Here is a 15,184-nt window from a genome sequence, read left to right on the forward strand (position 1 = left end):
GGCAGGTCCGCAAAAACAGTCGCTTGAGCTGCAAGGACTAGACATGACCCGGATCACGCCCTTTACGAGCCCGCTGCTGCTCGGTTTCGACGCGATGGAAAAGACCCTTGAGCGCATCGCCAAGGGCAATGACGGTTACCCACCCTACAATATCGAGCGCGTCCGCCGCGACACGTCGTCCGATGAACCGGACAGCCTGCGCATAACGCTGGCCGTCGCCGGTTTTTCAGAGGACGATCTCGACGTCACGACCGAAGAAAACCAGCTGATCATCCGTGGACGGCAAGCAGACACAGGCGAGCGTGACTATCTGCATCGTGGGATCGCCGCCCGCCAATTCCAGCGGATGTTCGTGCTGGCCGAGGGAATGCAGGTTTCCAAGGCCGAGCTGAAGAACGGCCTGCTTTCCGTCGACCTCATTCGTCCGGAACCTGTCCGCATGGTAAAGAAAATTAATATTTTAGTCCCAGAGTAGGATAACCGGCAACTTTTGTCGGCTGCACAAAGGACCCGGCCGCTCCCAATGGCCCCGAACTTCGTACAGGAAATCAATGTGTTGCGGGTTTTCGTCGCCGCCCGGCGACGTAATCGGCAAAGCAACGGAGTACGATTCATGGGATTGAAAGACGTCAGCTCACATCTGTCGAAAAACGACCTGGCCCATCTCGGCGCCGGTGAAGTTGGCTATATCCGCAAGATGCGTTCCGACGAAGTGTCGCGTGTCTTCCCGGAAGCACCCGACATGGACCCCGATCTTGATCTATGGGCCCTGTTCGGCGCCGATGGCACGCCGATCCTTCTCACCGACAACCGTTCCAGCACCTTCTTCAAGGCTGCGGAAGACGACCTGAAAACCGTCAGCCTGCATTAGGCTACGGGCAACCCCACATTCCGGCCCTCAGATGCGCCGGAACGTCAGATAGGCGGACTTGCGCCCTTCCCGCTTAGCCTTGGCCTCGTAGCGCGTGCTCGGCCAACCGGGATAAGGCGTCAACCAGTCGGAGGCATTCTCAGCTGTCCATTCGAACGCCGCGTGATTCTGGCAATGTGACAGCGTCCAGTTGACATAAGTATCGATATCCGAGGCGAAGCAGAAAATGCCGCCCGGTTTCAAGACGCGTGCGAACCGGTCGAGATTGACGTCCGAGACGAAGCGGCGCTTCCAGTGTTTCCGCTTCGGCCAAGGGTCCGGATAGAGAAGGTCGATCTGGTCGATGGCGCTTTCCGGCAGCCAGTCAAGCACCTGCGTCGCGTCGTCGTCGTGCAGGCGAATGTTCTTAACGCCGCGCTCCTCGATGTAACCAACCAGCTTTGCCATGGAATTGACGAAGGGCTCGACGCCGATAAAGCCTGTCGCCGGATCTTCGGCGGCCCGGTGGATCAGGTGCTCGCCGCCGCCAAAGCCGATTTCCAGCCGCACGCGTCCAACCGGATGCTTGAACAGTGTCTTGATATCCGATGGCGCGGTTGATGCGAGATCCAGCCGGAGCACGGGCAGCACCGTTTCGAGATGGGTCGCCTGCAGCGCCCGCAATGGCTTGCCCTTGCGGCGGCCGAAGAAGGCTTCGGTCGAGCGGCTGCGATGCTGTTCGGTCATGGCAATGGTCTTTCACGATAAAAGCGGACGTCTCCGTCAGGAAACATCCGCTTTACAGTTTTATCGGCCGGTCCGTAAAGAGCCGGATCAGGCAGCCTTCAAGGCTTCTTCCTTCAGGGCGTCCTTGAGCGGCTTGACGAGATCAAGCTTTTCCCAGGAGAAGGAGCCGTCGCGGCCAGCCTTGCGGCCGAAATGGCCATAGGCCGAGGTCTTGGCATAGATCGGCTTGTTGAGATCGAGGTGGCGGCGGATGCCCGACGGGGACAGGTCCATCGTCTTGCGGATGGCGCCTTCGACCTGATCTTCCGTGACCTTGCCGGTGCCATGCAGGTCGACATAGATCGACAGCGGCTGAGCGACACCGATCGCATAGGCGATCTGGATCGTGCAACGGTCTGCGAGACCGGCGGCCACGACGTTCTTGGCGAGGTAGCGCGCTGCGTATGCAGCCGAACGGTCGACCTTGGTCGTGTCCTTGCCGGAGAACGCACCGCCACCATGCGGGGCCGCACCGCCATAGGTATCGACGATGATCTTGCGGCCGGTCAGACCGGCATCGCCATCAGGGCCGCCGATGACGAACTTGCCGGTCGGGTTGATGTACCAGTTGCAGTCGCTTGCAATCTTAATGTCATGCAAGGCTTCCCGGATATAGGGCTCGACGACGCTGCGCACCTTGGTCGAATCCCAGCTTTCGTCGAGATGCTGAGTGGACAAGACAATCGAGGTCACTTCCGATGGCTTGCCGTCGATGTAGCGGACGGTAACCTGGCTCTTGGCGTCGGGACCCAGGCGGCCGGCTTCGTCGGCGCCCTTCTTGCGGGCCGTTGCCAGAAGATCGAGAATGCGGTGCGAATAGTAGATCGGCGCCGGCATCAGTTCTGCCGTTTCCTTGCAGGCGTAACCGAACATGATGCCCTGGTCGCCGGCACCTTCATCGCCCTGCTTGTCGGCGGCGTTGTCGACGCCCTGGGCGATATCGGCAGACTGCGGGTGCAGCAGAACATCGATCTTCGCGGTCTTCCAATGGAAGCCAGCCTGCTCATAGCCGATTTCACGGATCGCCTTGCGGGCGGCAGCCTTGAATTTCGCCGGATTGATGAGCGGATGACCGGCTGCGTCCTTCAGAACGTTGCCGTCCTTGTCCTTTTTCAAAAGAGTGTCCGGAACCCGGACTTCGCCGGCGATCACCACGCGGTTGGTGGTTGCCAGCGTTTCGCAGGCGATGCGAACGCCCCAGGGGTCAACACCGGTTTTGGCGGCTTCACGATACACAAGATCGACAATTTCATCGGAGATCCGGTCACAGACCTTGTCTGGATGGCCTTCTGCCACGGATTCACTCGTAAACAGGTAGTTAGCGCGCATGCGGGAAGTCCCCTCAAAGAAAAACTGCTTGGAACGTGTTAGTGATTTTGCCACGAAATGACAAGCACACAAGGACATAAATATATCTTTATATGAGCAAGGCAGGAACGCTTTTCTCGCCTTTTGGTGCTTTAAAGTCGCATTTCACGGTCAATAGCCTTCCTCGTTGCAGCAGCTGATCAATCTGCAACCTGCCTCAAGGCGCAAAAAAAGCGGCACTAACGGCCGCTTTCTTTTCAGCAATATCTCAGTCTTGCGTCAGCCTTATTCGGCTTCTGCCTCTGCTGCCAAGGCCTTGACCAAGTCCACAAGCTTCCGGCGCACCTTGGGATCGCCGATCTTGACGAATGCACGGTTGAGTTGCAGACCCTCCGAGGACGACAGAAAGTCGACCACGTAGTTCGAGCTTGAAGCTTCTGCCATACCAGACGGACCGGTTGACTGATCGCCCGGTGCATCTTCGAAAAAGAAGGATACCGGAACATTCAAAATGCTTGAAATGTTCTGAAGACGGCTCGCGCCGACCCGGTTCGTGCCTTTTTCATATTTCTGGATCTGCTGGAAGGTGATCCCGAGGCTCTCTCCGAGCTTCTCCTGGCTCATGCCCAGCATGGTGCGGCGAAGGCGAATCCGGCTACCGACATGAATGTCGATCGGGTTCGGCTTCTTCTTGTTCTCTATCATAACAGTTTCCTAATAAGCGAAGTTTCAGTTGCTCCATAACCTGGACACTTGCCGAGAGCGGACTACACGCCACGTTGTGCAGCCGGGGCGGAAACCCCCGGACCATAGGTGAAGATCAATGGTAAAAGCCACTATGCAATTTTAGGGGTTTTTGGTCAATTCTATCTAAAAATAAAACTAGCACGGGAAATAACTGCCAAGCCGAAGAGAAGACATGCAATCAGCACCCCATTTCTCTCTTGTTCCTCAGGGCTTATTAGCAAAGCAAACTTTCCCGGCAAAAGTGTGTCCACAAAACCTCTCGTTCCGAACGGAAAACCGGTGACGATCTCCCCGCGCCCGTTGACAACGGCCGAAATACCGGTGTTGGCGTCGCGAATAAGTGGCAACCCCGTCTCGACGGATCGAACCCGAGCCTGGAGGAAATGCTGATAGGGTCCGGGTGTATTTCCGAACCAGGCATCATTGGTGAGATTAAGCAGCGCGTCGCCTTGGAGTGCATCCTCGCCGATTTCGCCGGGAAAAATCGCCTCGTAGCAAATCAGCGGATAGAGCGTCTTGCCGCCGGGAAGCGTCAGCAGCGTGCGCGTTGCCGCGGCCGAGAACCCCCCCGGCATGGCGGCAGCAACCGCATTCAACCCCATCGTCGATAAAAGGTTCTCCAGCGGCAGGTATTCTCCAAAGGGAACGAGATGGACCTTGTCGGATGCGCCGACGATCTGGCCCCGATCATCGATCACGTAGATCGAGTTATAATACCGCGGCGGTTGTCCGGCACCGCTGGCTTCAGCCCGCACGGCACCGGCGATGAGCAACTGGCCGTCCTGCAAGACATCGGAGATTCTCAGCAGCGCATCCGGATTTTCGGTCACGATGAACGGTACCGCGGTTTCCGGCCAGACGACGATATCGGGCCGCTTGCCTCCATCGGTGGGTGGTGCCTGGGTCAGCTCCAGATGCTCTTCGAAGATTGCCGCCCGTTCGTTGTCATCGATCTTCTTGGATTGGTCGATCAATGGCTGGACAAGCCGGACAGTCAGGGCGGGTTCGGCAGGCGGCGGCAACGGTTGTTCCAGCCGGTAAAAGCCGTAGCCGAAATGCGCGGCGACCAGCAGAACCGCAAGACCCAATCCGGCGCGCAATCCCTTGCGTGTGCCGATGAGCGCGGGGGCTGCGAAGACGAAGACAGCCAGCATATTGACGCCGGCAAGGCCGATCACTGCGGCGGACTGCATCATCAGCGGAACCGGCATGGCCGCATATCCGATCGCGTTCCACGGAAACCCGGTGAGGACAAAGCTGCGCAACCATTCCAAAAGCCCGAAGGCGAAGGCAAGCGCTGCGATGCGGCCCATGCCGTCCGACCAGAGAATGCGGGCCAACGCGGTTGCCAAGGCATAGAAGACTGCGAGGAAAGCCGGGACACCGATCACCGCCAATGGCACAGCCCAGGCAAAATCATCGGCTTCGACGAGGAGCGCATTGCCAAGCCACCACAGGCCACCCAGGAAATAGCCGAAGCCGAACCACCAGCCGATCCAGAACGCGGGAAAGCTGCGCCTGAGCACACCATGATCGGGATTGCCCGAAGCGCCATCGATCAGCCAGACGAGGATGGGGAAAGACAGGAACGGGGCCGCGAAAATGCCGAAGGGCGGCAAGGCGAAAACGGCAATCAACCCGGCGACGAAGGCAACGAGGGCCCGGCGGGCTCCCGACAACAGCATGATCCTGCCCGCAAGCCACTCCATTCATTTCCCCCAATCGGCGCAAACCGCCACCCGGCCGCAGGCGCGGCAAACAGCAGCGCGCAAGGACCGTCAACCCGAATCAACGTGGCGGCAGTGTTCCAAAAAAGCGGCTGTTTGTCGTGCCTTGAAACGGCGTTTTAGCGACCAAAGCCCTTCAGGGCTCTGGGAAGCCTGAGGCTTAGCCGGTTTCGCGCAGTGATTTTTCCGGCTCAGCGGGTGAGACGGCCTCGAAGGACGCATCCTCTTCGCCCTTTACGGGACGGCGGCGGGCGGGCGGGCGCTTGCGGACGATGCGCACACGCTTCACACGGCGCGGATCGGCATCGAGAACCTGAAATTCAAAGCCGGGAATCGCCTGTACCACCTCGCCGCGGGCCGGGATGCGGCCGAGCGATGCAAACACCAGTCCGCCGAGCGTATCGACATCCTCAAGCTGCTCGCGCACGTCGAAATCCGGGCCGATCGCCGCGGCGATCTCTTCCAGTTCGACGCGGGCGTCGGCGACGAACACATCGTCGGACGTCTTGGCGAACATGACTTCTTCGTCGTCATGTTCATCCTCGATATCGCCGACGACCATTTCGACGATGTCTTCGAGCGAGGCAAGGCCATCGGTACCGCCGTACTCGTCGATCACCAGTGCCATCTGGATGCGGGCGGCCTGCATGCGCTGCATCAGGTCCGAGGCGTGCATGGACGGCGGCACGAACAGGACCTGGCGGATGATACCCGCCTCTTCGACGGTCTTCGACAGATCGATACGGCCGAGATCGAAACCCGGCTTGGGCTGGCGGACGGGCTTCTCCGGCTTTTCAGCGGTTGCGCTCGCCGCTGACCGGCTGCCGCTGCGCCGCTTGTTGCGGGCCTGCTTGGTGACGTAGGCGAGCAGATCGCGGATATGGACCATCCCGCGCGGATCATCCAGACTTTCGCTATAGACCGGCATGCGTGAGCGGCCGGATTCTTCGAAGATCACCATCAGTTCGCCGATGGTGATGCTGAGATCGACAGCCTCGATGTCGGCGCGCGGAACCATGACATCTTCAACGCGGACCTCGCGGAAACGCAGAATATTGTTGAGCATGGCGCGCTCGGCCGGCGAAAAGGCCGTATCGCCGTCGGCAGCACCTGTCATCAGCGCATCGGCAAGATCTTCACGAAGGCTGGAAGCATTGCCCGCACGCCAGATCCGGGCTGCACGGCTCCAGAAGGAGGAGCCCGACTTGCCGTTCTCAGATTTCGGGGCGGTGCTACTACTGCCCGCCTCGTCCTGACTGGAGGCTTCCGCCTCGTCTCTTACAGCCGTGGCCGGCTGTGTTCTAAAATCGCTCATTGYTCCAAACTATCAAACGGGATCGCTGTCCCCATAGGGATCAGATAGACCAAGACCGGCCAAAATGCGAGTCTCCAGCCTCTCCATTCTTTCCGCATCGCTCTCAACAAGGTGATCATAGCCGAAAAGATGCAGAAAGCCATGCACCAGAAGGTGGGTCAGGTGCTCATCGAAAGACTTGCCAAGATCCTTGGCCTCTCGCACCAGCGTCTCATGGGCAAGGATGATATCGCCGAGCATCGGCCCCGGCATCTTGCCCGGCGTCACCGGAAAGGCGGGAAATGACAGCACGTTTGTCGGCTTGTCCTGGCTGCGCCACTCGGCGTTGATCTCGCGAATGGACGCATCGTCGGTAAAGACCATCGACACTTCCGGCGGCGTTTTCGGAAACGGCTGCTTTTCTTCCCGCTTCAGGAAATCGGCGCTCGCGCCAAGGACGCGCTCGCTGAGCGACGCAAGTTCCGCCTCGGACGGCCACGGGCCCTCCTCGACACTGATCTGGATATCAAGGCTCGTCATGATTGGCTTGCTTCCGCCTTTAGCGGTCGCTTTGCTCGCTTTCGTCATGCACCGCCGTCGTCGCCTCATAGGCGCGAACGATACGGGCAACCATCGGATGGCGGACGACATCGACGTCCTTGAAGCGGATCACCGATACGCCTTCGACACCCTTCAAAATCTGCAGGGCTTCGACGAGCCCCGACTTCATGCCGCGCGGCAGATCGACCTGGCTTGGGTCGCCGGTGACGATCATCCGGCCATTTTCGCCGAGACGCGTCAGGAACATCTTCATCTGCATCGTCGTGGTGTTCTGCGCCTCATCGAGGATGACGGCGGCATTGGCGAGCGTGCGTCCACGCATGAAGGCGAGAGGAGCGATTTCAATAACACCGGCGGTGATGGCACGCTCGACCTTGTCGCCGGGCATCATATCATAGAGCGCGTCATAGAGCGGGCGCAGATACGGATCGACCTTGTCCTTCATATCGCCCGGCAGGAAGCCGAGGCGCTCGCCCGCTTCGACGGCGGGGCGCGAGAGTACGATGCGATCGACAGCGCCGCGCTCGAGAAGCTGGGCCGCATGGGCCACAGCCAGATAGGTCTTGCCGGTACCGGCGGGGCCAACACCGAAAACCAGCTCCGACCGCTCCAGCGCGCGCATATAGGCGTCCTGCGTCGGCGTGCGGGCGGCAACGGTCTTCTTGCGCGTCGAAATCTGCGCGAGGTTCAGCTTGGCTTTCTTTTCCATGGTCGGCAACTGTAACTGATCGTCAGCGGCGACGGCCATGCGGATGGCGCCTTCGACATCGGAGGATTCGACGGTGCTGCCGTTCTGCAGGCGCCCGTAGAGATAATCGAGCGCCCGGCGGGCCTGATTGGTGGCGACCACTTCGCCGGAGATCGAAACGGAATTGCCGCGCGGGCGTGCATCGATGTGAAGACGCTGTTCGATCAATTTCAGGTTCTGATCGAACTGGCCGAAAAGCTCGCTGGCGAACCGGTTGTTCTCGAATGTCAGCACGAAGTGATTGACGTCTGTCGCGGATGTTTTCGACTGGCGCGGCGAGGATGAAACCAATTCGTGTCCGTTCAAGCGGTCAGGCTCCTTGAGTTGGCAGTCCCTCAGCTTACCACCTCGGCAAACAGACTGTTAGGGCCCGCACCAGTGATTCGTACAGAAACAATGTCACCGATTTGCGATGACTTTGCATCAACATTCACCGATTGCAGCCAGGGCGAGCGGCCGATCAACTGCCCCGGCATGCGGCCGGGCTTCTCCAAAAGCAGGTCGATGGTCTTGCCGATACACGCTTGCGCAAATGCGTTTTGCTGCTCCAGCAACAAAGCCTGCAATCTTTCCAATCGCTTGGCTTTCACATCTTCCGGTACCTGATCGCCGAGTTCGGCGCCCGGCGTTCCCGGACGGGTTGAATATTTGAACGAAAATGCCTGTGCATAACCGACGGTTTCGACCAGACGCAGGGTATCTTCGAAATCCTCATCGGTCTCGCCGGGGAAGCCGACAATAAAATCGCCCGAAAGCGCAAGATCGGGCCTGGCGGCCTTGATACGGGCGATCAAGGCAATGTACTCGGCCGTCGTATGCCGCCGGTTCATCGCCTTCAGGATGCGGTTGGAGCCCGACTGGATCGGCAGATGCAGATAGGGCATCAGCTGCGGCAGGTCACGATGGGCCTCAATCAGGCTGTCGTCCATGTCGCGCGGATGGCTGGTCGTATAGCGCAGGCGGGCAAGGCCCTCGATCCGGGTCAGGCGATTGAGAAGCTCGCCGAGCCCCCATTGTTCGCCATCGGCGCCAACGCCGTGCCAGGCGTTGACGTTCTGGCCAAGCAGGGTGATTTCGCGCACGCCGGCATCGACCAGCTTCTGCGCTTCCGCAACGATCTGGGCGACCGGCCGGGAAACTTCCGAGCCGCGCGTGTAAGGCACGACGCAGAAGGTGCAGAACTTGTCGCAGCCTTCCTGGACGGTCAAGAACGCGGTGACGCCCCTCGCCTTGGTCTTGGCCTTGTCGGGCGCGGGCAGATGCTCGAACTTGTCCTCGATGGCATAATCAGTTTCCAGCACCCGTTCGCCGCGCTTGACACGCTTCAAGGCTTCGGGAAGCCGGTGATAGGTCTGCGGGCCGATGACGAGATCGACGGCCGGCGCCCGGCGCAGGATTTCGTCGCCCTCGGCCTGCGCGACGCAGCCGGCAACGCCGATCATCATCTCGCGGCCTTCGCCGGCCTTTTTCTTCTTCAGGTCACGCAGCCGCCCGAGCGCCGAGTACACTTTCTCGGCGGCTTTCTCGCGGATGTGACAGGTGTTCAAAAGGACGAGATCGGCGTCTTCCATGACGTCGGTCGAAACATAGCCGTCCTTCGCCAGTGCGTCGGTCATCCGGTCGGAATCATAGACGTTCATCTGACAGCCATAGGTCTTCACAAAGACCTTGCGGACCGGCGGGCTTTCAACAGCCATGTCAGGCTTTGCGGATAAAACGGCGATTTCCTGTGTCATGCCCGGTTCCATAGAGCATCAGGGCCCAAAATTGAAGTCCTTTCCGCTACCGCCGCGGCGTCAACGGCCGCGCAGCTTGAGGGCCAGCATCGAGCGGATGCTCTTCTCCACCTGGCGGCTGACGACCTTGCGGTTGCTCTCCGCGGTATAGGTGATCTGCTCGCCATAGATCACATCGACATCGACGGCGCCCTCGTAGAGGATCCCGAGCAAATGCGGCGCCAGCGCGATATCGCCCGGCCAGGCGGCAACCGGCCGGTGATAGCGCCCCATCGGCATGCCGTGAATGCCGGTATAGGCGATGGCGACCGGCTGAACATGGACGACGCCGGTCGGCGACATGGGGACAGCGGCGGCGGCGGCGCCGAACAGCGAGGTCTTGATTTCCAGCAGCCGGTTACCATCCGATGTCGTGCCTTCGGGAAACAGTACGACGATCTCGCCATCGGCCAGCCGCTTGCCGATTTCGTTGACCTGGTTGCCGGTCGTGCGTTTCTGATCGCGGTCGATGAAGATCGTTGCCTGCAGACGCGCCAGAAGACCGAAGACCGGCCAGGCCTTGACGTCGGACTTGGCCACGAACACCACGTCGGCGATCGAGCCGAGAACAAGGATATCCTTCCAGCTGGCGTGGTTCGACACCAGCATCAGCGGCCGCTGTCGGTCCGGCGTGCCATGGACGCGCACCCGGATGCCGACAAGACGGCAGGCCATCCGGTGCCAGAGGCGCGGCAGCGTGCGACGTTGCGGCGTGTCCAGCCAGAGAAACACGATCTGGGCCGGCGCCATGACGAGGGTCGCAAGAACGAGAATTGTCATGCACAGCGTGACGCGCAGCCAATTGATCACGCGCGGACGCCCTTCCTCGGCCGCGGCCTGACGGCGTCTCGTCTGTCTCCAAAGCAGCAGGTCTTGTCGGCGTGGCGGCGCAAGCGCGTCCCTCTCATTGAGCCGATACGGCTAAACAAGATCGAGGCGCATGACAAGGGCGGCCGTTTTGGCGCCGTTAACACCTTGATAATAAGCGCGTCTTTCACCGACCTTGGCAAAGCCGAGTTTCCGGTAGAGAGCGACGGCGGCGGTATTGGTCTCGTCAACTTCGAGGAAAACCGCATCGGCCGCCTGATCGCGCGCCTCGCGCAACGCGGCCCGCATCAACCGCCAGCCGAGACCCAGGCGCGAAAACCGCGGATCGACGCCGATGGTCAGGATTTCCGCCTCTCCGGCCGCAACCCGCGACAGGACGAAACCGCCGACAAGTGGTTGCGAAATAAACGGCCGCGTATAGGCATTGCTCTGGCGGGCGATAAAGCCAAAAACTGTATCCTGGGTCAGCAGGGAATGCAGTTCTCCATCGCTCCATGCTGGCGTGAACCGCAATTTGTGGATGGCTGCCGCCTGCGGCAGGTCCGCCGTTTTCAGGGCGACGATTTCGAATTCGGGCTTGCGGACGAAATAGTCGGTCAGCGACATCTTACGCTCGCGCCACCGCGAAACCGGCCTGCGACTTGACGTCGGGCCCGCGCAGATAAAGCGGGCTCGGCTTGCCCTGTGCAGGATCGGCCGCCGCACCGAGACGGGCGACAAGACGGATGTCGGTGAGGTCTGTTTGCGTAGCGTTTTCCGGTGGGAGCTCTGTCAGATGCCTGGCGCCCGTGCCGCACACGAGGCCGTCGAAATCGGCAAACATGCGGTGGGCTGCCGGGATTTCAAGCATCAACGCTTCGCTGCGTGCCGTGCCGTCTGCCGCAAAGCTCTGGCAATACAGCTCGTCGCGCTTGGCATCGATCGTGGCCAAGATGGCCTGCCCCGGATGCATCTCGCGGGCAGCTTCGGCGATCGCGGCAAGTGTGGAGATGCCGACAGCCGGCACATCGAGCGCCAGCGCAAACCCACGCGCTGCGGCGACGCCGACACGGATGCCGGTGAAGGAACCGGGCCCTATGGTGACGGCAATCCGGTCCATATCCGCAAGCATCTTGCCGCTTTCGGCCAGCGCCTGATCGATAAACGCCATCAGCTGCTCGGCATGACCACGGCCGATATCGGCGCCGGCGGAGGCCAGAACCGTGTCAGTGGTACTGTCATAGATGGCGGCAAAACAGCCCGTCCCAGCCGTATCGATGGCCAGGACGATCATGATTTTTCAACTTTGATGGATAGTCGCGGCACGGATGAACGCTCGCTCAGACGGCTTCGACCGCCTGCACTTCGGGGATGAAATGATGCAGCAGGTTCTGGACGCCATGCTTCAACGTCGCCGTCGAGGACGGGCAACCGGAGCAAGCGCCCTTCATGTTGAGGAAGACCGTGCCGTCGCGGAACCCCTTGAAGGTGATGTCGCCGCCATCCTGGGCCACGGCCGGACGAACACGGGTTTCCAGCAGTTCCTTGATGGTCGCGACGATGGTTTCGTCGCCTTCCTCGAAGAACTCGCCGTCCTGATCGCTTTCTTCAGCGCGGGTCTGGACTGCCATGACCGGCTGGCCGGACATGAAATGTTCCATGATCGAGCCGAGGATGGCCGGCTTCAGGTGTTGCCACTCCTGCGCTTCCTTGGTGACGGTGATGAAATCATAGCCGAAATAGACGCCGGTAACGCCGGGGATCGCAAACAGGCGGGAAGCCAGAGCCGAACCGGCAGCGGCTTCTTCCTCGTCGCGGAATTCCGCCGTGCCGTTTTCCATCACCACCTTGCCCGGCAGAAATTTTAGCGTGGCGGGGTTCGGTGTGGCTTCCGTCTGGATGAACATGTCTTTCTCCGCCTCGGCCGGGATCGCGTTCAACCAGCCTGTTTAGAATTATTCAAAAGAATATAGGCCGTTTGAGCGACCGCTTCAAGATGCGCGGGTCAGCGTTTCGACCGCCCCAGGATCAATTCCGCTGATCCTGCCATGCACGCAAGGCTCAGCTCAGCGCGTCGATTTCCTCGTCCGTCAGAAGATCCGGTATGACGGTGACGGGAATGGGAAACGCGGCGGTCTTGCCGGCGATCGAAGAAACCAATGGGCCTGGGCCATCCTTGGCGGAACCGGCGGCCAGCACCAGGATGGCGATATCGCGATCTTCCTCGATCAGGCTATAGATCTGATCCGTGGCGCTGCCTTCGCGAATGACCATTTCCGGCTCGATGCCGATCGTCTCACGCACCGTCTGGGCGATCTTGGCAAGCGTTGCCTCTGCCTCGGCGCGGGCTTCCGCGCGCATGATGCCTTCGACACCCAGCCACTGCTGGAAGTCGGCGTCGGCAATGACGTAAAGCAGAACAACACCGCCATTGGAGTTTTTGGCGCGCATGCCGGCATAGTGAACGGCGCGGCTGCATTCCGGCGTATCGTCGATCACCGCCATGAATTTGCGGCGGTGACCTTCCAGTCTTGAGAGTCGTGTTGAAACCATGACGCGACTCTTACACCCGATATTTCTGGCTGCAAGGTTTCTTTTGCGGCGAATTATTGCAGGAAGCCGACGATTTCCCGGACCTGTTTCATCGTCACTTCCGCCCTTGCCCGGGCGCGCTCGCCGCCATCGCGCAGGATGCCGTCGATATGGGTGGTATCGTCCATCAGGCGGCGCATTTCGCCCGAAATCGGTGCAAGAACGGTGACCGCCAGGTCGACCAGCGCCGGCTTGAAGACCGAAAATTGCTGGCCGCCGAACTCTTCGAGCACCTGCCCCTTGGTCTTGTCCGACAGGGCGGCATAGATGCCGACGAGATTGTCGGCTTCCGGCCGGCCCTTCAGGCCATCGACCTCGCCCGGCAAGGCATCCGGATCGGTTTTCGCCTTGCGGATTTTCTTCGAGATCGTGTCGGCGTCGTCCATCAGGTTGATGCGCGACAGGTCGGACGCATCCGACTTCGACATCTTCTTGGTGCCGTCGCGCAACGACATGACACGCGGTGCCGGACCGCCGATCAGCGGCTCGACCATCGGGAAATAGGCATGCACCGGCTCTTCGCCGACCTTGATGTCGATGCCGTAATCGGTCCTGCGGATATGATCGCCGAAGTCCATGTTGAACTTCATGGCGATATCGCGGGCAAGCTCCAGATGCTGCTTTTGATCGTCGCCAACCGGCACATGGGTGCCGCGGTAGACGAGAATATCGGCCGCCATCAAGCTCGGATAGGCAAGCAGGCCGAGCGAGACCTGCTCGGCGTTCTTGCCGCCGGACTTGTCCTTGAACTGGGTCATGCGTTCCATCCAGCCAATGCGGGCGACGCAGTTGAATATCCAGGCAAGCTCGGCATGCTGTGGCACGGCCGACTGGTTGAAGACGATGTGCTTCTTCGGGTCGATGCCCGAGGCAATGAAAGCTGCGGCGATCGAGCGGATTTGGTTGCGCAAATCGTCGTGCACGAGCTGGGCAGTGAGCGAGTGGAGATCGACGACGCAATAGATGCAGTCGTTGCTCTCCTGCAGGGCGACGAACTTTCGGATCGCACCGAGATAGTTGCCGAGGTGGAGATTGCCTGTCGGCTGGACGCCGGAAAAAACGAGCGGCTTGAATTCTGACATCGTGTCCTCATTCGGGCTTGTGGAGGGCCCGGCCTCTTCTGTTGCTGTTAGCGGGCTTATGCACACAGGCATAGCGGCGATCAAGAGGCAGGAGGCCTGCGCTATCGCAAAATCCACCCACGGTGACGCAACCGGCCGCCAAGGCCTTGAATCCAAAGACCCAAGTTGGAAATTTTTCCTCTAATATAATGTTTGAATTACCAATGAAGGCAGCAACGCAGCGCATGCATTTTCATGCCTAAGAAGAAAATTCCTTAAAATTGCTTCATTTCAGATGAATTTGCCAATTCGCCACCACAACCAGGTTCTCAGGCCGAGCTCATTCGCGGCATACGCGCGTCAGGGGCGCGGCGAACCGACATTTGCATGTGTCCCGATCCAAAAATGGATGCTGAAGGGGCAATGCCGAGGGGATTGTCATGCGAAACCTATTATCGCTCGCTCTTGCGTGCCTGCTTGCCCTTTCCAATTTCGCCATCGCCGAGGCCAAGGATGACCGTCCGCGCAAGGTGAAGCTTCCCGTGCACAGCCGAACCACGGCTTATGCCGTGCAGACCGTAGCGGTCAGAACAGGCTGCTTTTCGCCGCGACTTGAGGGTATTCTGGCGCATATTGCCATCAAAACCGGGCGCCGCCCGCTGGTGACCTCGGGCCATCGGCCGAGCGCGCATCGCGCCGGCTCGATGCACCGGTTCTGCCAGGCGGCGGATATCCGCGTGCCCGGCGTTTCGGAAAGCAAAATCCTCGCCGCGGCGAAAACAGCGCCGGGCATTGGCGGCATCGGCCGCTATTGCAACGGCATCGTCCACGTCGATACCGGTCCCAAACGGCAATGGGCCTACTGCGGAAAATCGAAACGCGGCTTTCTCAGCGCCAAGCGCCGTTCGGGAAGACGGGCCGCCTGAAG

At 60.1% G+C, this 15,184-nt stretch carries 17 protein-coding genes; 3 read left to right on the top strand and 14 right to left on the bottom strand.

Features of this window, described 5'->3' with window-relative positions:
• The first annotated feature begins 43 nt into the window (after positions 1-43).
• Both AC1D17_RS15200 and AC1D17_RS15205 read left to right on the top strand, forming a co-directional pair.
• Positions 44-475: an Hsp20 family protein gene (locus tag AC1D17_RS15200; RefSeq protein ID WP_477566227.1), complete on the top strand. Its 432-nt coding sequence runs from the start codon at positions 44-46 to the stop codon at positions 473-475.
• Positions 476-613: 138 nt separating this feature from the next.
• On the top strand, positions 614-871 hold the full coding sequence (locus AC1D17_RS15205; protein ID WP_264220774.1) for a BQ00720 family protein: 258 nt from the start codon (positions 614-616) through the stop codon (positions 869-871).
• A 27-nt stretch (positions 872-898) separates the two neighbouring features.
• On the opposite strand, the gene trmB is transcribed toward AC1D17_RS15205, so the two are convergent.
• The 14 genes from trmB to trpS all read right to left on the bottom strand — a co-directional run bounded on the left by trmB (position 899) and on the right by trpS (position 14,277).
• On the bottom strand, positions 899-1,597 hold the full coding sequence (gene trmB, locus AC1D17_RS15210) for a tRNA (guanosine(46)-N7)-methyltransferase TrmB (RefSeq protein WP_477566228.1): 699 nt from the start codon (positions 1,595-1,597) through the stop codon (positions 899-901).
• 87 nt (positions 1,598-1,684) lie between these two features.
• Positions 1,685-2,965 (bottom strand): methionine adenosyltransferase, encoded by a 1,281-nt coding sequence (gene metK / locus AC1D17_RS15215; RefSeq protein ID WP_477566229.1) that lies wholly within the window; start codon positions 2,963-2,965, stop codon positions 1,685-1,687.
• Between the two features lie 264 nt (positions 2,966-3,229).
• Entirely contained in the window at positions 3,230-3,649 is a 420-nt protein-coding gene (locus AC1D17_RS15220) for a helix-turn-helix domain-containing protein (protein ID WP_037104547.1), read from the bottom strand.
• Between the two features lie 161 nt (positions 3,650-3,810).
• Positions 3,811-5,400, bottom strand: coding sequence for an apolipoprotein N-acyltransferase (lnt, locus tag AC1D17_RS15225; protein WP_477566230.1), 1,590 nt, complete (start codon positions 5,398-5,400; stop codon positions 3,811-3,813).
• A gap of 178 nt (positions 5,401-5,578) precedes the next feature.
• A complete protein-coding gene (locus AC1D17_RS15230; RefSeq protein ID WP_477566231.1) occupies positions 5,579-6,733 on the bottom strand; it encodes a hemolysin family protein in 1,155 nt (384 codons plus the stop codon).
• Between the two features lie 12 nt (positions 6,734-6,745).
• Positions 6,746-7,252 (bottom strand): rRNA maturation RNase YbeY, encoded by a 507-nt coding sequence (ybeY, locus tag AC1D17_RS15235; RefSeq protein ID WP_477566232.1) that lies wholly within the window; start codon positions 7,250-7,252, stop codon positions 6,746-6,748.
• A gap of 19 nt (positions 7,253-7,271) precedes the next feature.
• Positions 7,272-8,327, bottom strand: a complete 1,056-nt coding sequence (locus AC1D17_RS15240) for a PhoH family protein (RefSeq protein WP_477566233.1) — start codon at positions 8,325-8,327, stop codon at positions 7,272-7,274.
• Positions 8,328-8,356: 29 nt separating this feature from the next.
• Positions 8,357-9,757 carry a tRNA (N6-isopentenyl adenosine(37)-C2)-methylthiotransferase MiaB gene (gene miaB / locus AC1D17_RS15245; RefSeq protein ID WP_477566234.1) on the bottom strand — a complete coding sequence of 467 codons (1,401 nt, stop codon included), beginning with the start codon at positions 9,755-9,757 and terminating at the stop codon, positions 8,357-8,359.
• 60 nt (positions 9,758-9,817) lie between these two features.
• Positions 9,818-10,606 carry a lyso-ornithine lipid O-acyltransferase gene (gene olsA, locus AC1D17_RS15250; protein ID WP_477566235.1) on the bottom strand — a complete coding sequence of 263 codons (789 nt, stop codon included), beginning with the start codon at positions 10,604-10,606 and terminating at the stop codon, positions 9,818-9,820.
• 111 nt (positions 10,607-10,717) lie between these two features.
• The gene (locus AC1D17_RS15255; protein WP_477566236.1) at positions 10,718-11,230 is read right to left on the bottom strand and encodes a GNAT family N-acetyltransferase; all 513 of its coding nucleotides are present in this window, start codon (positions 11,228-11,230) and stop codon (positions 10,718-10,720) included.
• 1 nt (position 11,231) lies between these two features.
• Entirely contained in the window at positions 11,232-11,897 is a 666-nt protein-coding gene (gene tsaB, locus AC1D17_RS15260) for a tRNA (adenosine(37)-N6)-threonylcarbamoyltransferase complex dimerization subunit type 1 TsaB (RefSeq protein ID WP_477566237.1), read from the bottom strand.
• Positions 11,898-11,943: 46 nt separating this feature from the next.
• Positions 11,944-12,510, bottom strand: a complete 567-nt coding sequence (locus AC1D17_RS15265; RefSeq protein WP_264220785.1) for a NifU family protein — start codon at positions 12,508-12,510, stop codon at positions 11,944-11,946.
• Positions 12,511-12,664: 154 nt separating this feature from the next.
• On the bottom strand, positions 12,665-13,156 hold the full coding sequence (locus AC1D17_RS15270; protein WP_477566238.1) for a universal stress protein: 492 nt from the start codon (positions 13,154-13,156) through the stop codon (positions 12,665-12,667).
• A gap of 53 nt (positions 13,157-13,209) precedes the next feature.
• On the bottom strand, positions 13,210-14,277 hold the full coding sequence (gene trpS / locus AC1D17_RS15275; RefSeq protein ID WP_477566239.1) for a tryptophan--tRNA ligase: 1,068 nt from the start codon (positions 14,275-14,277) through the stop codon (positions 13,210-13,212).
• A 419-nt stretch (positions 14,278-14,696) separates the two neighbouring features.
• Between trpS and AC1D17_RS15280 the strand changes: the two genes are divergently transcribed.
• Entirely contained in the window at positions 14,697-15,182 is a 486-nt protein-coding gene (locus tag AC1D17_RS15280) for a YcbK family protein (protein WP_477566240.1), read from the top strand.
• Positions 15,183-15,184 lie beyond the last annotated feature (2 nt).

The sequence above is a fragment of the Pararhizobium sp. P1_E7 genome, assembly GCF_056405855.1.